The 21,238-nt window shown below is 69.5% G+C and carries 18 protein-coding genes; 13 read left to right on the plus strand and 5 right to left on the minus strand.

From position 1 onward, the window contains the following. Positions 1-100 precede the first annotated feature (100 nt). Positions 101-577 carry a transposase gene (locus G4D87_RS07670; RefSeq protein WP_163780441.1) on the minus strand — a complete coding sequence of 159 codons (477 nt, stop codon included), beginning with the start codon at positions 575-577 and terminating at the stop codon, positions 101-103. A 153-nt stretch (positions 578-730) separates the two neighbouring features. Between G4D87_RS07670 and G4D87_RS07675 the strand changes: the two genes are divergently transcribed. Both G4D87_RS07675 and G4D87_RS40110 read left to right on the plus strand, forming a co-directional pair. Further along, positions 731-1,696, plus strand: coding sequence for a hypothetical protein (locus G4D87_RS07675; RefSeq protein WP_163780443.1), 966 nt, complete (start codon positions 731-733; stop codon positions 1,694-1,696). Positions 1,697-1,744: 48 nt separating this feature from the next. Then, the gene (locus tag G4D87_RS40110) at positions 1,745-3,352 is read left to right on the plus strand and encodes a phage portal protein (RefSeq protein ID WP_338044914.1); all 1,608 of its coding nucleotides are present in this window, start codon (positions 1,745-1,747) and stop codon (positions 3,350-3,352) included. 437 nt (positions 3,353-3,789) lie between these two features. On the opposite strand, the gene pru is transcribed toward G4D87_RS40110, so the two are convergent. Then, a complete protein-coding gene (pru, locus tag G4D87_RS07685; protein WP_163780445.1) occupies positions 3,790-4,329 on the minus strand; it encodes a fruiting body development fimbrial-like coat protein PRU in 540 nt (179 codons plus the stop codon). A 792-nt stretch (positions 4,330-5,121) separates the two neighbouring features. Between pru and G4D87_RS07690 the strand changes: the two genes are divergently transcribed. After that, positions 5,122-6,648 carry a SulP family inorganic anion transporter gene (locus G4D87_RS07690; protein WP_163780447.1) on the plus strand — a complete coding sequence of 509 codons (1,527 nt, stop codon included), beginning with the start codon at positions 5,122-5,124 and terminating at the stop codon, positions 6,646-6,648. A gap of 91 nt (positions 6,649-6,739) precedes the next feature. After that, on the plus strand, positions 6,740-7,015 hold the full coding sequence (locus G4D87_RS07695; protein WP_163780448.1) for a hypothetical protein: 276 nt from the start codon (positions 6,740-6,742) through the stop codon (positions 7,013-7,015). A gap of 195 nt (positions 7,016-7,210) precedes the next feature. Here G4D87_RS07695 and G4D87_RS07700 read toward each other — a convergent pair whose 3' ends face one another. Continuing rightward, positions 7,211-7,564: a helix-turn-helix transcriptional regulator gene (locus G4D87_RS07700; protein WP_163780451.1), complete on the minus strand. Its 354-nt coding sequence runs from the start codon at positions 7,562-7,564 to the stop codon at positions 7,211-7,213. Positions 7,565-7,788: 224 nt separating this feature from the next. Between G4D87_RS07700 and G4D87_RS07705 the strand changes: the two genes are divergently transcribed. From G4D87_RS07705 to G4D87_RS07720, 4 genes are all read left to right on the plus strand, one after another. Further along, the gene (locus G4D87_RS07705) at positions 7,789-10,020 is read left to right on the plus strand and encodes a peptidase domain-containing ABC transporter (protein WP_163780453.1); all 2,232 of its coding nucleotides are present in this window, start codon (positions 7,789-7,791) and stop codon (positions 10,018-10,020) included. A 2-nt stretch (positions 10,021-10,022) separates the two neighbouring features. Further along, positions 10,023-11,354 carry an HlyD family secretion protein gene (locus G4D87_RS07710; protein WP_163780455.1) on the plus strand — a complete coding sequence of 444 codons (1,332 nt, stop codon included), beginning with the start codon at positions 10,023-10,025 and terminating at the stop codon, positions 11,352-11,354. After that, on the plus strand, positions 11,351-12,778 hold the full coding sequence (locus G4D87_RS07715) for a TolC family protein (protein WP_163780457.1): 1,428 nt from the start codon (positions 11,351-11,353) through the stop codon (positions 12,776-12,778). Before G4D87_RS07710 ends, G4D87_RS07715 begins: the two co-directional genes overlap by 4 nt. Before the next feature lie 99 nt (positions 12,779-12,877). After that, complete coding sequence (locus G4D87_RS07720; protein WP_163780459.1) at positions 12,878-14,467, plus strand: MBL fold metallo-hydrolase; 1,590 nt, start codon at positions 12,878-12,880, stop codon at positions 14,465-14,467. A 52-nt stretch (positions 14,468-14,519) separates the two neighbouring features. On the opposite strand, the gene cysC is transcribed toward G4D87_RS07720, so the two are convergent. Then, positions 14,520-15,077 (minus strand): adenylyl-sulfate kinase, encoded by a 558-nt coding sequence (gene cysC / locus G4D87_RS07725; RefSeq protein ID WP_163780460.1) that lies wholly within the window; start codon positions 15,075-15,077, stop codon positions 14,520-14,522. A gap of 106 nt (positions 15,078-15,183) precedes the next feature. On the opposite strand from cysC, the gene G4D87_RS07730 reads away from it, so the two are divergent. Continuing rightward, on the plus strand, positions 15,184-15,969 hold the full coding sequence (locus tag G4D87_RS07730; protein WP_240358088.1) for a thioesterase II family protein: 786 nt from the start codon (positions 15,184-15,186) through the stop codon (positions 15,967-15,969). 9 nt (positions 15,970-15,978) lie between these two features. Here the strand turns inward: G4D87_RS07730 and G4D87_RS07735 are convergent, their stop codons facing one another. Continuing rightward, positions 15,979-16,755, minus strand: coding sequence for a 4'-phosphopantetheinyl transferase family protein (locus G4D87_RS07735; RefSeq protein ID WP_163780464.1), 777 nt, complete (start codon positions 16,753-16,755; stop codon positions 15,979-15,981). Between the two features lie 173 nt (positions 16,756-16,928). On the opposite strand from G4D87_RS07735, the gene G4D87_RS07740 reads away from it, so the two are divergent. From G4D87_RS07740 to G4D87_RS07755, 4 genes are all read left to right on the plus strand, one after another. Continuing rightward, on the plus strand, positions 16,929-18,182 hold the full coding sequence (locus G4D87_RS07740; protein WP_163780466.1) for a glycosyltransferase family 2 protein: 1,254 nt from the start codon (positions 16,929-16,931) through the stop codon (positions 18,180-18,182). After that, complete coding sequence (locus G4D87_RS07745; RefSeq protein ID WP_163780468.1) at positions 18,179-19,279, plus strand: hypothetical protein; 1,101 nt, start codon at positions 18,179-18,181, stop codon at positions 19,277-19,279. The genes G4D87_RS07740 and G4D87_RS07745 overlap by 4 nt, the downstream gene beginning before the upstream one ends. Before the next feature lie 51 nt (positions 19,280-19,330). Continuing rightward, a complete protein-coding gene (locus tag G4D87_RS07750; protein ID WP_163780469.1) occupies positions 19,331-20,470 on the plus strand; it encodes a hypothetical protein in 1,140 nt (379 codons plus the stop codon). 164 nt (positions 20,471-20,634) lie between these two features. After that, positions 20,635-21,204, plus strand: coding sequence for a hypothetical protein (locus G4D87_RS07755; protein WP_240358089.1), 570 nt, complete (start codon positions 20,635-20,637; stop codon positions 21,202-21,204). Positions 21,205-21,238: the final 34 nt, after the last annotated feature.

Here is a 21,238-nt window from a genome sequence, read left to right on the forward strand (position 1 = left end):
CGCCTTTAGCGATGCCTTCTGCTAGGAGCGTGTAACAGTAATGGGGTTGGGCGCGGGTCCGAGCGAGAGACACTGGTCCGCCGCTGGGTGCGGCGGGCCGCTACGCTGCCGTCGCGCGGAAGAGCTTGAGGAGGTTGTGGGTGGCGCAGATGAGGGCCCACTCCTCCCGGGCGGCTTTCAGGCCTCGGCGCAGCAACGCTCGGATGCCGCGTGCCTCTTTGATTTGACCGAAGACGGGTTCCACAATCGCCTTGCGCATCCGGTACACCTCCTTGCCTCGCTTCGTCGCCAGCTTCCGGGCCATCCGCTCCTTCGGGGTGAGTCCCGCGGGCGGACGGCCTCGGACTTTCGGTGGCGCTTCTCCATGCTTCTGGCGGCCGGTGGCGAGGTAGGGCTCGACGCCCACCGACTCCAGCCAGTGAACGTTCTTCGCCGAGAAGTAGCCCGCGTCCGCGCTCAGCTTGCCTGGCACCTCTTCGAGGTGAGCGGCCACCCGGTCCACCAGTGCCGGCAGGTGCTCGGCGTCCGGAGGCTGGTTGGTGAGGGCCTGGGCGACAATCACCTGGAGGGCGGCCACGCGCGGGACGACCGCGTGGACGCCATGTGCTTGCCCATCTTCAAGTACGTGGTGAAGCGCCGTAAAAACGAAGGGGCAGATGAACGCACAAATGCCGCGCCGAGCCATGCTGGATATTCGGCAGATGACGAGCAGTAGAAGTACGCTACCTCCATGCAAATCGAGTCCCCCTCCGACGCCTTCGCGTCAAGAATCCGCAGCACTCTCGACAGCCTCACCATCGACCAGGTATGCGGGCCTGCGAGCACACGTCACGAACTAAGCATTCCTTACGAGCCAGTAGCAGCAACGCTCAAGCTCCTCAAAGCATTAAGCATCACCGACCTAAGTCAAACCCCCACGGCGCGCCTCGAAAACATACAATCACTGACATTTCAAACAATCGAAATTCTAAACCACGCCGCAAACTACAGCAACGGACAATCCAAAACACCAGACCTTCGCGACAACTTCATCAATCAAATACGCAGCGCACACAGGAACCTATACGACACCTCCGCCCCCGCAATTGCACTTGAACTACATAATCAACCGGCAATCATGGAGCAACTGGGAACCGCACAATCAACCCTGGAGAGACTAAAAAGCACAGAACTTCAGTGTGGCGACATACTAAATAAAATACAGAACTACGCAACAAACACCGTAGCCTCCAAGCAGTCTCAATATTTCTCAACTGAAGCCAAAGGGCATAGCAGTGCCGCCTGGGCATGGTTCGGTGGCATAGCCGCTGCGGCAGTCATCATATCGGCGACGGCGTGGTGGGCCAGTCAGAACCCCCCCACCAATCTCGTTGGCGACTCCCTGCCCTTGACAATACTTGCATACATACCCAGGTTCATAATTCTGTCGATTGCATTTTACTCGCTGTCACTATGTGCCCGCAACTACCGGGCAAGCAGACACAATTACATCATCAACAGACATCGCGCCATCGCGCTTGATACCTTCGGCGTCTTTGCGGCTTCAACCGCCGACTCCAAGGTCAAGGACGCAATTCTTGCCCAGGTATCGAGCACCATTTTCTCCTCTCAACCCAGCGGCTACTCCGTTGACCAGGCGGAGCCCTTACCGCAGGCGACAGCAGTGGAACTGCTTCAGCGAATCGGCCCCAAGTAAGGCTGACCGCCCCTTTTCGGGGCTATGGCCTCTCTCCTCCGCCGCACGATGAAAGCCCTGGGCATACTGCCCACCACCCGGGGTCCCCTCGTCCACGCCATCCCCGTCTTCAGCTTCGGCCCGCGCCGGGGCAGCCGGGAGGTTCTCATCGCCTACCGCGAAAACGGCTGGCTCCGCGCGGTGGTGGACACCGTGGCGGACGCGGTGGCGACGCCCACCTGGAAGGCCTACAAGCGCGTGGGCTTCGGGGGCATGATGCGCTACGACGCGCGCTGGAAGTCTGCCGCGCGGCACGAGCGGCGCAAGGCGCTGGAGGAGGCCACCCAGGCCGGTGAGCTGGTGGAGCTTCCCGAGCACGAAGTGCTGCGCCTGCTGGAGTCGCCCCACCCCGAGTACCCCGGCCGCGAGCTGCGGAAGCTGCTCCAGGTGCACCTGGACTTGGTGGGTGAGACGTTCCTCTGGCTGCGCCTGGGCCAGGACGGGCGCCCGGTGGGCTGGGAGTCGGTGCCCCCGCATTGCGTCCACATGACGCCCCAGCCCGGCCGCCCCTACTTCGCCCTCTCCTACGGCCAGTTCTCCGGGTACGTGCCCACCGAGCACATGCTGTGGCTCAAGCACCTGGACCCGGAGAATCCCCTCGGCCGCGGCGTCGGGCGCGGCACCGCCCTCGGGGACCAGCTCGACACCATGGAGGCCATCGACAAGGCCACCAAGGGCACCTTCGAGCGCGGGGGCCTGCCGCACGCCGTGGTGGGCCTCGACTCTAAGCACGAGGACTTCGAGCGGCAGGAGGCCGCTGATGACCTGGAGAAGCGCTTCAAGGAGGAGTTCCGCGGGCCGGAGAACGCGGGCAAGGTGTGGTTCACCCCCGGCGGGGTGACGCTGGCCCAGGTGGCCATCAACTACCGCGAGCTGCAGGCGGACGAGCTGGCGAAGTCCCTGCGCTCCTACGTGCGCCACGTCTACAACGTCCCGCCCGAGCTGCTCGGCGACACCACCAGCGCCAACCGGAGCACCTCAGAGGCGGCCAAGTACCACCTGGCCGAGTACGCGGTGGCGCCCCGCCTGGAGTTCCTGCTGGCGTGGCTCCAGCACCGGCTGGTGCCCCTCATCGATGCGGACGTCATCCTCGACTACGAGGACCCGCGCCCGCAGGAGTTCGAGCGGGTGTTCCGCGCGATGACGACGCCCATCACCGAGGCCTTCGAGTTCAACGAGGCGCGCGCCTTTGCCGGCTTCGAGCCGCTGCCGGAGCTGGAGGGCAAGCTGCCCGCGCCGCTTCCGGGCCAGGGCGGCGGGGGCAACAACGCCGCGAGCGTCGAGTGCCCATCCCCGAGATGCTGGTGCCCGCGCTCGCCGAGCAGCTCGCGACGCCGGGCCCCTACCTCTTCCCCCGGTCAGGCACCAGCAAGCCCTACGGCCCTAACTGGCGCGTCCATGATGTCATGGCACGCGCCTGCGTCCGGGCCGGACTCATCAAGGGCTGGCGCTCGTATTGCTTCAGGACAGCATGCGGATGGAAGGGGCAACTGGAACACGAGGCCACGGAGAGGGAGTGTCCGGAGTGCAAGCGCGGACTTCGCTGGAAGGCCGTCGCCCAGGACCTGCGCTTCAAGCACCTGCGCTCCACGTGGGGCACAGTCGCGTACTCGGTGACGAGGGACCTCCGGCTGGTGGCCGACGTCCTCGGGCACGCCGACATCGAGACGACGCGGATGCACTACGCCGCCACCATTCCCGAGCACGTCCAGGCCGGTGCCGAAGCCACTGCAACGGCCCTAAGCCCGTGGCGTCTGCGTGGCGTAACCACAGAGGAAGCCGGGGGACAGCAGCGCAAACCTACCCCCACCCAGGAGGGCCGCACCGTGAATGAAGTCAAAGACTTGGCACGCCAGGGGAAGGCCGGGGAAGCCGCGCCGCACCAAGCCTGCGGTTTCCTAAACCGCAGGCCACAGGTTCGATTCCTGTCGGGGTCATTGCCCAAGCCACTGTCTCTCCTGGGGATTTCGACGGGCACGCGCTCGCGCGACTTCGCCCGTCCAGGCCGACAGTCCAGGACAGAAGACGGTGACGCCTGTTCACCGCCCTCCGAATCAGAACGTAACGGTGGCAACGACGGTGTCGTTATAGGTGCCAGAGGGGACGTTCTGCCCGCGCGGAACCGTGCCGTACACCAGCACGGGGACGGGTAGGCCCGTGCCGAGGAACGCGAGGGCCGTGCCGGCGGTGTTGCCCCACACGAAGAGCCGGGTGACGTCCTGGTACAGGCTGTACGCGAGGTAGTCCGCTGAGGCCGTGTTGCGCATCCGGCGCAGCGGCGCCGCGTCGGTTGAGCCCCCGGCCGGGTGCAGCCCCTGCCCCAGGGTGATGATCGCGGGACGGAGCAAGGTACACTGCACGCTCAGCGTGCCCGTACCAAACAGGTCGATACCGAGCGCGGAGTTGGTGACGACGGGGTCGTACGTGCCGAAGTTCAGCGTACCGCCGCCGATGCCAGAGCCGATACTGCAAGCGCCTCCGACGTTGGCGGTGACGTTCAGGTTGGCGGTGGCGGTGGCGGCCTCCGCGGGCGAAAAGGCGACGAGGGACGCGGCGGCGGTGACGGCGGCAACGGCAGTCTTGATAGCGTTCATTGACGATGCTCAATCGAGCGGCCGGTTGATTCCGGCGGCGGCGACGGCGCAGTGCAACGCGCTCGCCAGCCCTCGCGCAGTCCGACGCGCCCCTCCCTTCTGCGCATGTCGCGCACGCGCCTGCCGTGCGCTTCAAGGCACTCCGTGCGAATAACTGCTTGTCTGTTTTTACAGCGAAACGCACACAACTCCCTGAAGGGAGCCCTTCAGTGAGGGACGGACAGGCGCCGGGGCCACGCGAATCCGTTGGCACGCGGATTCCTGGGGCGGCGCGTGTCCACCTGGGAGAACTCCGTTTCCCTGGCGAGGGAGAAGAATGCCCGCTGTGGGTCCCCTCGCGGTGGCGTCCAGGCGCTCGAGCTTCCGTTCAGTTCCTCCGGCACGGTGGGTTGCGGATTCCCGCGTGATGTGAGATCTGCCGGGCACGTCCAGCCCTTCAATGAGGGGCTGCCTGTCCTGCTGCTCCATGCGCCCCTCTCCTCAGACGCCCAGGTCCGACCTGGAACAGCCGAGCGAAGCTGACCGCCGGCACCTGAGGTGCGGAAGCGGCCAGACCGGGCCGATGACGCCACCCTGACCCCGCGTCCTTGAGCAGCCGCAACGGCCTGCCACGGCGGCGCTCTGCCGCTCGCGAGCCTGCCCGGCCGCCTCCGCTCTGACCTGTCACTTCGTCCCGACGGAGCGCGTGTGGCGTCGCCCACACAGCCTCCGTCGAGGCGCTGCTCGATTCATCCGCGTGCGCGGGGCCCCATGGGTCCACGGGCACTGCTTCCTCACGAGAACAGCTCGACCATGAACACCGTTTCTTCCCAGGCGGCCCCCAACGGCCGCTCGCGATTCCTCGACCTTCCTCGCTTGAAAGCGGAGTGGTTCTCCAATGTTCGCAGCGACCTGATGGCCGGTGCGGTGGTGGCGCTCGCGCTCATCCCAGAGGCCATCGCCTTCTCCATCATCGCGGGCGTGGACCCGAAGGTGGGCCTCTATGCCTCCTTCATCATCGCGGTGATGACGGCCTTCTTCGGAGGCCGTCCCGGGATGATTTCGGCGGCCACCGGCGCGATGGCGCTGCTGATGGTCACCCTCGTCAAGAACCACGGCCTCGAGTACCTCTTCGCGGCCACCATCCTCACCGGCGTGCTTCAGCTCACCTTCCGGCTGCTGCGACTCAGCCGCTACATGAAGTTCGTCCCACGCGCGGTGATGACCGGCTTCGTCAACGCGCTCGCCATCCTCATCTTCCTCGCCCAGTTGCCTCAGTTCGTCGGCGCGAACTGGCAGATGTACGCGATGGTCGCGGGAGGCCTGGCCATCATCTACGGGCTGCCACGCCTCACGAAGGCCGTTCCGTCTCCGCTGGTTGCCATCGTCGTCATCACCGCCATCTCGCTCCTCAGCGGCGCCTCCGTGCGCACCGTGGGGGACATGGGTGCGCTGCCCACCGCGCTGCCCTTCTTCCACATTCCCCAGGTGCCCTTCACCCTCGACACCCTGCGCATCATTTTTCCCTACGCGCTCACCCTCACCTTCGTGGGCCTGCTCGAATCACTGCTCACCGCCGCCGTCGTGGACGACATGACGGACTCACCCAGCTGCAAGCACAGCGAGGCCGCCGGCCAGGGGCTCGCGAACATCGCCGCGGGCTTCTTCGGCGCGATGGCGGGCTGCGCGATGATTGGCCAGTCCGTCATCAACGTGCGCTCGGGTGGCCGCGGCCGGCTTTCGACCTTCTCCGCGGGCGTGCTGCTCCTCTTCCTCATCCTGGTGCTGGGGAACTGGGTGGCACGCATCCCCATGGGCGTCCTCGTCGCGGTGATGATCATGGTCTCCATCGGCACCTTCGACTGGAAGTCGCTCGGGGCCATGCGGCGCATGCCGATGAGCGACTCCATCGTGATGGTGGCGACGGTGTTCACTGTCGTGCTCACGCATGACCTGGCGAAGGGCGTCGCGGTGGGCGTGGTGCTGAGCGCGCTGCTGTTCGCGCGCACCGTCGCCAAGCTCGTCAGCGTGGAGAGCTCGCTCACCTCCGACGGCCTGAAGCGGCACTACCGCGTCTCAGGCGAAATCTTCTTCGTCTCCGTGGAGGGCTTCGCCAGCGCCTTCGACTTCAGGGAGCCCGTCAAGGCGGTGGAGATCGACCTCACGCACGCCCACATCTGGGATGCCTCGGCCGTGGCGGCGGTGGACCGGGTGGTGCTCAAGTTCCGCGACCGGGGCGTGGGCGTGACGCTCATCGGACTCAACGAGGCGAGCGCCACGCTCCTCGGGCGCATCGGCATTCATGACAAGCCAGGGGCGTCACTCAGCGGCGGCAACTGACCAGAACCATGCACTCGCCTGCCCCCAGGTGCCATTGCCAGATTAACCGGCTATCCTGGCTGCGCATCATCTTCCTACAAAAGGAGAATTCATGCGTAAGGGCATCATGGTGGGTCTGCTGGCGGCAGGGTTGCTGACGGGCTGTGGCGGCATCGAGGAGGAGGCTGCCGCCGGGCTCGAAACGGAGGCCCAGGCGATCCCCTGTCGTGACATCACCGGCCGGGACTACGTCGTCACGTACTACGCGGAGCCCGCGAAGGTCACCAAGGTCGGTGAGCTGCTCTGCGGATGCAGCACACCGGAGACGGTCCTCAACGGCACGAAGACCTCCTACTACGAGAAGGTCTACGGCTGCGTCGCGATGTAGCGACACAGCCCTGCCCGCCCTGACACGGCGGTATGGCGCGCGAGCACGGAGTCCTGCACGACACTCCAAGCAGGCTCCAGGGAGGCGCTCCTTGCTCGAATCGCAAGATGACAAGGATGCGCCCGCCTGCGCCCCCTCGCCGGAAGACGCAACCCGCCGCGGCAACTGGCGGAACCGGTGGCCCCGTCCAACCGGTCAGCGCTTCGGGCGGACGGCCTTGCGCGACGGGGCTGGGGCTGGGTCATCCTCCCCTTCCACGAGCGCGATGAGCGACGCCACGCTGCGGTGCCGCTCCACCGGGTGGCGCAAGGGCAGGTCGGCGCGCACCGTGTAGTGGTTGCGCCGCCCCTCGCGCTCACGCTGAAGGTAGCCACCTTCCTCCAGGTCACTGACGATGCGCTGCACCGCGCGCTCGGTGATGCCCACACGCGACGCCACGTCCCGCAGGCGTACCTCCGGATCCGCCGCGATGCACAGCAGCACGTGCGCGTGGTTGGTGAGGAACGTCCACGAGGGAAATTCCAGGTTTGTCCCTTTCGAGGCGTCCATGAGGCTCCCGCCAGTGCTTGATTCAACGACGATTGACAAGCGACACAAAATTCGCATATTTCCTGTCGCGCATCAAGCGTCGCGAATTTATATTCCAGAAACGCGGGCCGTACCGGGACGGACGTCACCTCCTCCGCCCCCGGGTCCGGCGGGGGTTCAGGAGGAGCGCCCCAGGCCTTTCGAGGTTTCCCAGCAGGAATCCTTTCGACGGAGAGAAACGGTTCATGTCTCACTCAGTGACGGAGCCCCAGGCGCCAGGCGCCCTGCGGGAGCGCGAAGGGAATGAGGTGGCGGCGGCGCCCCATGCCCATGAGCCGAACGTGGCGGGGCCTGACGGCTTCTCATTGGAGGCGCTGCTGCCGGTCCTGGAGGCGCTGGGCGCGCCCGCGGGCGTCAGCGTGGAGGCGCAGGCCGTGCAGCGGTGGACGCGCGGCGAGAGCGCGGCGGCCGGACGGGCCTGGCCCGAGCGTCTGGCCTCCGCCTGCGAGGCGGTGGGCCTGCGCGCGGTGGCGCGGCGCGCGTCCGTGCGCGAGGTGATGGCGGGTGAGGTGCCCCTGCCGGTGGCCCTGCTCGGGCCGCAGGGCTGGCGCCTCGTCACCGCGCGCAGGCCCGGGCAGGTTCTGATCCACGCGCGGGGCATGGCGCACCCGGAATGGGTGGGCGGGCCCGCCCTGATGGCCGCGGCGGGCGCGGAGACTCCGGCGCAACCGCTGGACTGGACGGTGGCGGTGCCCGCCGCGCCGCTGGAGCGGCTTGGGGGCGGCGGCGACCCTCATGGCCACGGCGACCACCCCACGCCCATGCAGCGGCTGCGCTCGCTGCTGTGGCTGGAGCGGGACGACCTGAAGGTGGTGCTCGTCTACGCGGTGGCAGCGGGTCTGCTGTCGCTGGCCACGCCGGTGGCCGTGCAGGCGCTGGTGAACACCGTGACGTTCGGCACCCTGCTGCAGCCGCTGGTGGTGCTGTCCATCCTCGTCATGGCGGCGCTGGCCTTCGCCGCCACGCTGCGGGCGCTCAACACCCACGTCGTGGAGGTCATCCAGCAGCGCATGTTCGCGCGCGTCGCGCTGGATGCCTCGCACCGCATCCCCCGGGTGCGGCAGGAGACGTTCGACCGCAACTACGGCCCGGAGCTGGTCAACCGATTCTTCGACGTGCTCACCCTCCAGAAGACGCTGTCCATCTTCCTCCTGGAGGGCGTCAGCCTCGTGCTCCAGGCCCTCATCGGGATGGTGGTGCTCGCCTTCTACCACCCGGTGCTGCTGGCCTTCGACGTCGTGCTCATCGCGGCCACCGCCTTCATCATCCTGGTGCTCGGCCAGCGGGGCACGGCGACGGCCATCGAGGAGTCGAAGGCGAAGTACGCGGTGGCCGCATGGCTGGAGGAGCTGGCGCGGCACCCGCTCGCCTTCCGCTCGCGGGACGGGGCGGTGCTCGCGGAGGAGCAGGCGGACGTGCTGACGCGCCGCTATCTGGGCGCGCGGCGACGGCACTTCAGCGTCGTCTTCCGGCAGGTGGTGGGCTCGCTGGGTCTGCAGGTCGTGGCCAGCGCGCTGCTGCTGGGCCTGGGCGGCTGGCTCGTCATCCAGCGGCAGCTCACCCTGGGCCAGCTCGTGGCGGCCGAGCTCATCGTCACCACCGTGCTGAGCTCGTTCGTCAAGTTCGGCAAGCACGTGGAGGCCTTCTATGACTTGCAGGCCGCCCTGGACAAGCTGGGCCACCTGGTGGACCTGCCGCTGGAGGAGGACGGCCCCCACCGAGAGCCGCTGCCGGAGGAGCGGGACGGGCTGCCGGTGCGGATCGACGGCGTGCACTTCTCGCATGGCGAGGCGCGCGCGGCGCTGACGGGACTGAACCTGGAGCTGGCGCCCGGGGAGAAGGTGGCCCTCCTCGCGCCCAGCGGGGGCGGCAAGAGCACCCTGGCGGATCTGCTCTTCGGCCTGCGCCAGCCCACCCAGGGCCGGCTCGCGGTGGGCGGCGTGGACACGCGGCGCGTCTCCCTGGCCGCGCTGCGCTCGCAGGTGGCCCTGGTGCGGGGCGTGGAGGTCCTGGAGGGCTCGGTGCTGGACAACGTGCGCGCGGGGCGCGCCACGGTGGGCCCGAGCGAGGCGCGGCGGGCGCTGGCGGCGGTGGGGCTGCTGGAGGCCGTGCTGTCGCTGCCGCGCGGGCTGGACACGCCGCTGGGCCCCAGCGGGGCGCCGCTGTCGAGCGGCCAGGTGCGGCGGCTGATGGTGGCACGCGCGCTGGCGGGCGCCCCCCGGCTCATCGTCCTGGACGAGGTGCTGGAAGGCCTGAGCGAGCGCGGACGCCAGGAGGTCATGGACTCGTTGCTGGCACCCGAGGCGCAGTGGACGCTGGTGGTGCTGGCCAGCGAGGAGGACGCGGCCGTGCGGCGCATCACCCGGCGCCACACGCTGGCGGAGCTGATGGTGGGCTCGAGCCCGGAGGAGCGCTGAACATGGCCACGACACCCCTGACACAGTCCCTGGTGAGCGAGCGCGCCGAGCGCGCCGCCTTCACCCTGGTGCGCGCCCCCCGGGCCGCCCATGTCCTCACGCGCGTGCTGCTGGCGCTGGTGGGCGCCGCGGTGCTGCTCGCCTTCGCGCCCTGGCAGCAGACGGCGGTGGGCCACGGCCGCGTGGTGGCCTTCACCCCGGTGGAGCGGCAGCAGTTCGTGGAGGCCCCCATCGAGGGGCGCGTGGTGCGCTGGGAGGTGCGCGAGGGCAGCCGCGTGAAGAAGGGCGACCTGCTGGTGGAGCTGTCCGACAACGATCCGCAGCTGCTGTCGCGGCTGGAGCTGGAGCAGGAGGCGCTGCTGCAGCGGCTGGAGGCGGCGCGGGCGCGCGCGGAGGCGCTGGAGTCGCGCGCGGAGCAGCTCTCCGGGTCGCGCACCTTGGCCACGTCCGCGGCGGAGGCGCGGGTGGCCATGGCGAGGGACCGCGCGCTGGCGGCGCAGCGCGCGCTGGAGGCGACGGAGGCGGCGCACCGCACCTCGAGCCTCAATCTGGAGCGCCAGAAGCGGCTGGCGGAAGGCGGCCTCACCGCCACCCGCGCCCTGGAGCTGGCGGAGCTGGAGGCGTTGCGCGCCGGCACCGAGGTGGACCGGGCCCGGGTGGCGCTGAGCGCCGCGCGCAGCGAGGAGGCCGCGCTGCGCGCCGACCAGGGCCGGGTGGGCAACGACGTGGGCGCCTCCGTGGCGGACGCTCGCGCCTCGCGCGCGTCGGCCCTGTCCGAGGTGGCGTCCGTGCAGGCGGAGCTGGCCCGCATGGACGTGCGCCTGGCGCGCCAGCGCACCCAGGAGGTACGGGCCCCCATGGACGCCACCGTGTTGCGGCTGGTGGGCGGCCTGGGCGGGGAGATGCTCAAGGCGGGAGACCCGCTGGCGGTGCTGGTGCCGGACACCGAGTCGCGCGCGGTGGAGCTGTGGATGGAGGGCAACGACGTGCCGCTGCTGGCGGACGACCGGCGCGTGCGGCTCCAGTTCGAGGGCTGGCCCGCGGTGCAGTTCAGCGGCTGGCCGTCCGTGGCGGTGGGCACCTTCGGCGGCAAGGTGGCGCTCATCGACTCCACCGACGACGGCAAGGGGAAGTTCCGCATCCTCGTGGTACCGGACGAGGCGAGCGACGCGTGGCCCTCGGCGGCGTACCTGCGCCAGGGCGTCCGCGTCAACGGCTGGGTGTTCCTCAACGAGGTGACGGTGGGCTTCGAGGTGTGGCGCCGCTTCAACGGCTTCCCACCGGTGGTGGACAGCGCGGAGCCGGCACAGGCGAAGAAGGAGGCCAAGGGATGACGTGGGTGAGTCTGCGCGCCGTGCTCCTGGCGAGCCTGCTGGCCGCGCCGGGGCGGGCGTCGGAACAGGCGCGCGTGGAGAACGGGAACGACACGCTGCCCCTGGAGGCGGTCCTGGAGTCGGTGGAGCGTCACTACCCCGTCATCGAGGCCGCGCGGCGGGACGCGGAGGCGGCAGGTGCGGAGCTGCTGGCGGCCCAGGGCGGGTTCGATCCGGTCCTGCGGGGCCGGGCGGCGAGCACGCCGCTGGGTGGCTACCCGTACACCCGCGTGGAGGGCGTGGTGGAGCAGCCCACGCCCCTGTGGGGCGCCAACCTCTTCGCCGGCTGGCGACTGGGCACCGGCGAGTTCCCGACCTACGCGGAGCAGTACCAGACGAACGCGCTGGGCGAGGTGCGCGCGGGCGTCAGCGTGCCGCTGTGGCGCAACGGCCCCATCGACCGGCGGCGGGCCGCCGTGGCCCGCGCCGAGCTGGGCACGGACGCCGCCGCGCACGCCGTGGAGCAAGCGCGGCTGGAGTCGACTCGCGCCGCGACGTGGCGCTACTGGGAGTGGGTGGCCGCCGGGCGCCGGTACGCCGTCGCCGCGGAGCTGCTGCGCATGGCGCAGGCCCGGGACGGCCAGCTCATCGAGCGGGTGCGGAGCGGCGACCTGGCCGCCTTCGAGCAGGTGGACAACCAGCGGGCGGTGGTTCAGCGCGAGGGCCAGGTGGTGGCCGCCGGGCGGCTGCTCCAGCAGAGCGCCATGGAGCTGTCCCTCTTCCTGCGCGACGCGGAGGGCCAGCCCGTGCTGCCTCAGCCCGCGTGGCTGCCGCCGACCTTCCCCGTCCCCGTGGCCGCGGAGGAGGCCGTGGGCCCGCTGGCGATGGAGGACGTGCTGGGTCGCCGGCCGGACGTGCGGCGGCTGGAGCTGTCGCGTCAGCAGCAGCGCGTGGAGCACCGGCTGGCCCGCAACCAACGCGCCCCTGCCGTGGACGTGAGCGTGGCGGCCGCGAAGGACCTGGGCGCGGGCAGCCCGAAGCGAGACAAGCCGGAGCTGGAGGTGGGGCTCCTGCTGGACATCCCCACGTTCAACCGGGGCGCCACCGGCCGCGCATTGAAGGTGGAGGCCGGGCTGGCCCGGCTGGAGGCCCAGCTGCGCCTGCAGAAGGACCGGGCACGGGTGGAGGTCCGCGACGCGCTCCTGGCCTTGGAGGCGGCTCGGGAGCGCGTCACCGTGGCGCGTCGGGAGCTGACGCTTGCTCGCGAAATCGAGCGGTCCGAGCGCACGCGCTTCGAGCTGGGCGAGAGCACGCTCCTCTTCGTCAACCTGCGAGAGCAGACAGCCGCCGAGGCCGCCGTGCGCGAGGTGGACGCCCTCACCGACTACCACAAGGCCGTGGCCAGCCTGCGGGCCGCCGCCGCCCTCCCGGTGGCCGTGCGCTGAAGGCGCCCCCCGTGCATCCCCCTCCGAATCCGTGTATCTACGGGCTCCAAGTTTGCCACGTTCCCGACGTTTTCCGGACCTCGCTCGGAGGAGACCGCCATGCTGGACCGACCCATGTACCTCAAGCCGAACGTCGCCATCGAGCCGCTGTACAACCAGTGGTACGCGTGGTGGTACCTGCTGTCGCCGGCGACGGCCCCGTTGTTCGTGACGAACCTGCACCAGAAGCTGATGCAGTCCTTCGTGGCGAACCCGGACGTGCACGTGGCGGCCCTGAAGAACCCCATGCTGATGGGCGGCCCGTTCATCAACCACCCGGCGGCGAAGGCCCCGCGCGTGAAGGAGCTGTTGGAGCGGACGCAGAAGGAGCAGGCCAACATGCTCGCGTACACCAAGGCGGTGGCGGAGCTGGAGCAGCTCATGGCGCCCAACAACGGCGGCTCCCTGGAGGGCCTCTACGCCAAGGTGCCCGACATCCTCCGCGGCTACGTGGAGCTGACGTACGATTTGAGCAACCGCGCCAGCGCGCGGTACATCGAGCCGCTCCTGTACCGCAGCCCCTTCCACAAGGAGTCCTCGCAGAGCGTGACGCTCATGCAGGTGGACGGCGACTGGCGGCCCTACATCTTCAGCACGCCCCGCCTGGAGGAGGACACGCCCCTGTGGCTGCGCGTCCCCTACAAGCACGAAGGCCTGGACGCCCTCTTCCGCATGCGTCACACGCCGGGCTCACCCGGGCAGGTCGCGGAGATGCTCGGCGTGCCCGCCTCCGCCGCGGACGCCTTCGCCGCGCTCTTCACCGACGTCGAGCCCCGCCGCACGGAGCGCTACACCGGTGAAGGCGTGCGCGTGCGCTACTTCGGTCACGCCTGCGTGCTGCTGGAGACGAAGGACGTCAGCATCCTCACCGACCCCGTCATCAGCTACGAGTTCCCCACGGACCTCCCCCGCTTCACCCACTCGGATCTGCCCGAGCGCATCGACTACGTGGTCCTCACGCACGGCCACGCCGACCACCTGATGATGGAGACGCTCATCCAGCTGCGGCACCGGGTGGGCTGCATCATCGTCCCGCGCAACAACGGCAACTCGCTGGCGGACCCGTCGCTGCGGCTGATGCTCCACCACAACGGCTTCAAGAACGTGGTGGAGATTGACGACCTCCAGGAGATTCCCGTGCCGGGCGGCTCCATCACCGGCCTGCCCTTCCTGGGCGAGCACAGCGACCTGGCCATCCAGGCCAAGACGGCGCACCTGGTGCGCCTGGGCGGCAAGTCCATGCTGATGGCCGCGGACTCCAACGCCATCGAGCCGCGCATGTACCAGCACCTGCGCGACATCGTCGGCACCATCGACGTGCTGTTCCTCGGCATGGAGTGCGAGGGCGGCCCGATGAGCTGGATGTACGGCCCGCTGCTGTGCAATCCCCTGCCCCGGAAGATGGACCAGGCCCGCCGGCTCAACGGCTCGGACAGCGCGCGCGCCATCGAAATCACCAACTACCTGTCGCCCAAGGAGGTCTACGTCTACGCCATGGGCCAGGAGCCGTGGCTGCGCCACGTGATGATCCTCGTCTACGACGACAAGGCCCCGCAGATTGTCGAGTCGAACAAGTTCCTGGAGCACTGCCGCGCCCACGGCATCCAGGCCGAGCGCCCCTACGTGAAGATGGAGCGCATCCTCGCTTGAGTCCACGGCGCCCCTGGGGTGCGCGGCCCCTCCGCCACCTCGGGGACGCGCGTCACGCCGCCGCGGCGTCGTCGAGCAGGCCCCGCTTTCGCAGCGCCTCCAGCACGCGCCGCAGGCCCGCGTCCACGGTGTCCACATCCGAGCGGACGGTGACGTCGGGCGCGTCAGGCGCCTCATAGGGGTCCGACACACCGGTGAAGTGCGCCAGCTCGCCGGCCAGGGCCTTCTTGTAGAGCCCCTTCACGTCCCGGGCGATGAGCACGTCCAGCGGGGCCTGGACGAAGACCTCCATGAAGGGGATGCCCGCCTCCTCAGCCAGCCGGCGCACCTGGGCGCGCGAGCCCGCGTAGGGAGAAATGGCCGCGGCGATGACACCCACCCCGTGCTTCGCGAGCAGCCGGGCCACATGACCGATGCGGCGCACGTTCTCCTCGCGGTCCTCGCGGGTGAAGCCCAGGCCGCGGGACAGCCAGGTGCGCACCTCATCGCCGTCCAGCACCTCCGCGGGCATCCACGGGGCCAGGTGCGCATGCAGGGCGCGGGACAAGGTGCTCTTGCCCGCGCCTGACAGACCCGTCAGCCAGAGTATGAAGCCCGCCGAACGCCCCATGGTGACTCCAGAACGACGCCCCTGAGCGTCCCCGAAACGCTAACACGCCACGCGGCCTCCGGGACTTGACCCGTTTTCCGTGGCCATGCGACAGAGCCTTCACGTCATGCAAAGCGCGTCCAACTCAAGCCCTCACGCCCCCGACCGCTGGTTCCCCACTCGCAAGCCGTTGACGGACCCGCGGCTGCGGCTGTTCTGCCTGCCGTACGCCGGTGGCAGCGTGGCCATCTACAACCCGTGGAGCCAGGGTCTGCCGGCGGGCGTGGAGCTGTGCCCCGTCCAGCTCCCCGGGCGCGAGCGCCGCCTGTCGGAGAAGCCCATTGGCAGCCTGCCTGCCCTGGTGGACGCGCTGCTGCCCGCCATCGCGCCGCTGCTGGACCGGCCCTTCGCCTTCTTCGGCTACAGCATGGGCGCGCGCATCTCCCTGGAGCTCGCGCGGCGCCTCCAGGCCCGCAACGGCCCGCGCCCCGTGGGCCTGTTCCTGGGAGCCGCCGGGCCGCCGTCCGTCAACGCCCGCGAGCCCATCCACCACCTGCCCGAACCGGAGTTCATCGCGCAGCTGCGGCGCTACGACGGCACGCCCGAGGAGATCTTCCAGCACCGCGAGCTGCTGGAGCTGGTGCTGCCCATGCTGCGCGCCGACTTCGGCATCGCCTTCACGGAGGACGGCCCCCAGCCCGCGAAGCTGGAGGTCCCCCTCTCCATCGTCGGCTCGCCCGAGGACAAGCACGTGCCCACCGCGAACCTGGAGCGCTGGCGCGACGAGACGCGGAGCGAGGACTTCCGCGTCCGCCTCTTCCCCGGCGGCCACTTCTTCATCAAGTCGCAGCGGGACGCCCTCCTCGCGCACGTCAGCGAGGACCTGAACCGGTGGATGGGCCGCGCGCCCTGAGCCCGCGGGCTACGCCGCCTGGAACCGGGGCGGCGTGTCCCCGGCCAGCGGCACGGTGAACTGCCAGCGCACCGTCAGCGGCTGCCCACGGGGCCGGTTCACCGCCACCGCCGCCTGGTGCCGCTCCGACGGGCGCAGCTGAACGAACTGCCACGCCTCCGGCACGTCTTGCATCCGCGGGTCGAAGGAGATGCGCGGCGCCTGTCCCGGCTCCAGGTGGAAGGCGAACTGATCCAACGGCAGGGACAGCCCCGCGCCGCGCGCCTTGATGTAGGACTCCTTCAGCGTCCAGTACTCGAAGAAGCGCTCCCGGTGCCGCTCCGGCGGCAGGGCCTTCAGCGCCGCCACTTCCGAGGCGGCGAAGTAATGGTCCGCGATCTCCACCGTCTCACCGGGCCGCTGCGCGTCCTCCACGTCCGCGCCCAGCTCCGCGTCCCAGCCCACCGCCACCAGCGCCATGCCGTCCGTATGGGACAGGTTGAAGCGCAGCTTCGGGCCCCACTCCCCCCGCACCGTCGGCCGGCCGTACGTGTTGGTGTCGAAGGCCCAGGCCTCCGGCGCCACCGGCGCGTAGCGCGACAGCGTCAGCCGCACCAGCGCATGGCTCACCAGGTACTGGCGCTGGTGCCGCTCGAAGCGGAAGCGCTGCTGCTTGTCGCGCTCCTTCGCGTCCAGCAGCGCCCAGTAGGCGTCCAAGAGGCGCCGGTCGTCGATGCGCTCGGGCTCGACAATCCATACATGGACCTCATCCGGACGCAGCGCGAGAGGCTGGAAGTCGGTCGGCATGCCTCCTTTCTATCACCGCCCCGTGCTCGCTCCTGGGTGCTTCTGCGTGGCATGGCCACTGATGGCCACTGTCGCTGACCCCCGAGGCAGTTTGCACACACCGTTGTCCCCGCCAACCTTTCGCTCGCTCGTGTTGGGGTTCGCGGTGGTGGCGTGATGGGGGGCAGGGACGGATGGAGCTCTTTCCAATTCAGTTACTCTTCATGGTGGTTCTGATGAACCGCTATGTCCTCGGGCCATTGCTACGGCGCCTGAAGGGGCGGCAGTTCGACCGGGTCGACGACACCTACCTGCCGCGAGTCGCCATCGTCATCCCGCTGTTCAACGAAGGCGAAGGCATCTACCACGGCGTCCGCAGTCTCCTGGAGCAGGACTACCCCAGCCACCTGCTGCAAATCGTGGTGGTGGATGACTGCTCCAAGGATGACAGCTACGCCTGGGCCTTGAAGGCGGCGGAGGGAAACCCCAACGTCATCGTCATGCGCAACCCGGAGAACATGGGCAAGCGCAAGGGCATCAACCGCGCGGTGAAGGCCGCCACGGACGCGGAGATCATCGTGTCGGTGGACTCGGACGTCATCGTCGACAAGGCCGCCGTCCGCCAGCTGGTGCGCCGCTTCGTCGGCCCGCGCATCGCCGCGGTGGGCGGCCGCACCTACGTGACGAACCGTCATCAGAACTGGATGACGCGGATGATTGAAATCAAGTTCCACTTCGCCCAGGAGTGGCTCAAGGACCTGGAGCGCAGCTTCCGCCAGGTGATGTGCCTGTCGGGCTGCCTCACCGCGTACCGCCGCCACGTGCTGCTGGAGCTGGAGCCCATCCTGGAGGCGCGCGCCATCGCGGGCATCCCCATCAAGTACGGCGAGGACCGGTTCCTCACGCGGCAGATCGTCAAGCACGACTACGAGACGGTCTACACGCTGGACGCCTTCTGCTTCACCGCCGCGCCGTCGACGCTGGCCGGGTACTTCTCCCAGCAGCTCCGGTGGCGCCGCTCCAACCTGGTGGACCTGCTGGGCGGCCTGTCGCACGCCTGGCGGCTCCATCCGGTGGTGACGGTCCACTACGTGTCACAGCTCGCGCTGCTCCTCTCCTACCCGCTGGTCATCGTGCACAACGTCCTGACCGGCGAGTTCTGGGACATCCTCGCCTTCCACTTCCTGGTCATCGGACTGCTGGGGGTCATCTACCGAATCGAAACGCGGCACCTTCCAGCGGACCGCCGGGTCCACGGCGCCAGCTTCCTGCCCATGGCCATGCTGATGCCGGTGACGTACGCGCTCTTCACACCGCTGGCCCTGCTGACGCTGGACTCGGGGAGCTGGGAGACACGGGGCAGCGCCAACGCCGCTCCCGAGACGTCACCGCTCGACTCCGGGGGCCGCTTTCCTCCCACCCATGCTGGTGAAGGCACCACGCCATGAACCAACGCGTCGCCAATCGCGTCAACAGCATCGCCGTCTCGGCCTACAAGCTCATCGGTTCCCTGCTGCTCACGCTCATCATGCTCGGGCTGGTGTCCTTCCTGTCCGTCCAGGGCTTCTTCCTGGTGAGCCGCAGCTGGGTGACGCCCACGGTCATCTCGCCGACGGACCCACAGATTCTCACGCTCAATACCCAGGTGGCCGCGCAGACGTCCGCGCGCGACCACGTGTTGTCGGACCGGCGGTCGGTGGAGAACCGCATCTCCGACGCGGAGCGCACCATCGGCGCGGAGCGCGCGTTCCAGCAGCGCTTCCTCGTCGCCCTGCGCGGCGAGCGCGACGCCAGGGACCGGGTGGCGCGGCGCCTGTCATCCCTGCGCCGTGAGTACAGCAGCGCCCGGGCGGAGATCGTGCAGTCCAACCGCGCCTACGCCGGCCTGGCGCGCACGCGCACCGACGCGCTGTACAACGCCCGCCTGCTGGAGCAGGAGGAGAAGCTCACCATCAACCACCACCTGGCGCAGCTGGCGCAGAGCAACCTGTCGCTGGCGCAGTCCTCGGTGGACCTGGAGACGCGGCTGGAGTCGCTCCAGCGGGAGATCGCCGGCCTCTCGGCGGTGCAGTCCGGCATGGGCAAGGACGAGACGCCGCAAGGCATGACGTCCGACGTGCTGCTGCTGGAGCGCGAGTACACGCACTCCGTCCTGGAGCAGGCCCGCGCGGAGGCGACGCTGAAGAGCCTCCAGACGGACCTGGCCGCCCTGGACGAGGTGGCCCTGCGCTACGACACGTTGATTGCGTCGCTGCGTGCGTCGCCGTACCTCAAGGCCATCGAGAAGGACCTCACGGTCGCCTTCGTCCCGTACGAGAACATCCCGAACGCCGAGCAGGGCACGCCGCTGTACTCGTGCGCGGCCAAGGTCTTCTGGTGCCACGAGGTGGGGGTCATCGGGCGCGTGCTCGAGGGCGAGGTGTCCCTCAAGCACCCCATCCGCCAGTACATGCTCCGCGGCGTCATGGTGGAGGTCCAGCTGACGGACGCGCCCTCCGCCCGGGAAGACCTGCTCCACCTGGGCCGGCCGCCGCTGCTGCTGTGAGCCCCAACACCCTTTGCCTGGAGACGGCCTCGGAGCCGGAGACACTCGACCATGCGGATGACCGTCACTTGTGGCGCATTGCTTTCAATCGCCGCGCGGCTGGCGCTGGCCCAGCCGGCGCCTCCTCCCGCGGGGGAGCTCACGTCGCCGTCCAGCGAGGACCGGGCCGCCGGCTACTGCGACTTCGTGCGCGGCGTGGGCAGCGCGGAGGCCGCGCTGGAGCTGGCGCCCGAGGTGTTCGGGGCCTTCGGCGTGGTCAACGCGGGCGAAGCCACCGGCGGCGCCGGCACCACGCCGTTGGGTGAGCCCACCCCCCGAATCACAGCGGGTTTGATGTACGACTTCGTGGGCCTCTACCGCGGCCGTGCCCTCCACAAGCGCGCGGAGGCGGACTGCCGCCGGCAGCGCGCCATGGTGGTGCTGGAGGCCGCCATCCGCCAGGGCAGCGGCCTGGGTGAACAGGCCGCGCTGGAGGCTCGGGCGCGCGTGCTGGAGGAGGCGCTGCCCAACGCCGAGGCGCTGCTCACGTCACTGCGCAACGACATGAAGCAGGGCCAGGTGACGCTGGAGGAGCTGAACGCGGTGCAGGTCCGGCTGGATGGGCTGCGACAGCTCGCCACCAGCACGCAGGTCGCTCGCGCGCGGCTGGCGGCACGGCCCCCGTTTCAACAAGGTCAGCGGCTGGAGAGCGTGCTCAACGAGCTGCGCGCCGCGGATGACCAGCTCGAATCGTATAACGGGGCGCTGCGCCGCTCGCGCGCCTGGCGCGTCAGCTTGCGCGGCGGGTACGACGAGCTCATCGACGCCGACCAGGACCTGCCCCTCTTCGGGCAGCTCACGCTGTCCTTCAACCTGGGCCACCTGTGGCAGGGCTCGGCCAACGCACGCGCGCGGGAGGGCCGCCGTCGCGCGACGCTCGACGACGTGTCGGGCGTGCCCCAGCGGGTCAACGAGCTGATCGCCGAGCTGCGCGCCGTCCACCGCACCGAAGAGGGCCGCCTGCGCGAGTTGAGCACCCTGGTGTCGGACCTGGAGGCCCAGCTCAAGTCCATGGATGCGCTCCAGACGCGGGAGATTCGCCGCTTCCGCGGCTACCTGATGATGGAGCTCACCCGCCTGCGCGCGGAGCAGGCCTATCTGCGCGCGCACGTGGAGTCGCTTCAGTCCTTCCTGGGTGCCCGGTCGCCGTGACACCGCGCCGGCTGCTCGTGGGCTGCGGCGCCCTGGCCGCGCTGCTGGGCGCCGGAGCCCGTCCGGCGGAGGGTGGCCAGGATGACGGGGTGGCGCCACGGCTCGCGCCGAGTGAACGGAGAGAGCCACGCCACCCCGGGGCCTCCCGGAAGAAAGGCAGGCGCATGCTGACGCGCGTCCCGTTGTCCCGCCTGAAGGTCACCGAAGGAAACCTGGAGCCCGGCCCCGGCGAGCAGCTCCTCGTCGACGGGCCCCGCATGCGCGCGGTCGTCCATGGAAGCACGACACGCGAGGTGGCGCTGCGCTTCACCCTCCTGGGCCCCACGGAGCGCCAGGTGGCCCTGGCCTCGGGGGAGCAGCGTCAGCAGGTGGGCCTCAAGCTCTTCGCGGTGGACGCGTGCAACGTGCTGTACGCGATGTGGCGGCTGGCGCCCAAGCCGGGCATCGTCGTCAACGTCAAGCGCAACCCGGGCCAGCACACCAGCCGCGAGTGCGGAAACCGGGGCTACGCCATCCTGCGCCCCGCGCGGCACGTCCGGCTGGAAGCGCCCTCGCCAGGCGAGCCCCACACGCTGCGGGCCCAGCTCGACGGCAACGTCCTCCGCGTCTGGGCGGACGACACGCTCGCGTGGACGGGCGAGGTGCCCCAGGAGGCGCTCGCACCGGAGGCACCGGTGGGCCTGCGCTCGGACAACGTGCGGCTGAGTCTTCAGCTCTCCACGCAGCAGCCCTGAAGCCCGCGAACGGCACCCCAGTCGCGGTGAGCGC

The sequence above is a fragment of the Myxococcus vastator genome (genome assembly GCF_010894475.1).
GTDB classification, from domain to species: domain Bacteria; phylum Myxococcota; class Myxococcia; order Myxococcales; family Myxococcaceae; genus Myxococcus; species Myxococcus vastator.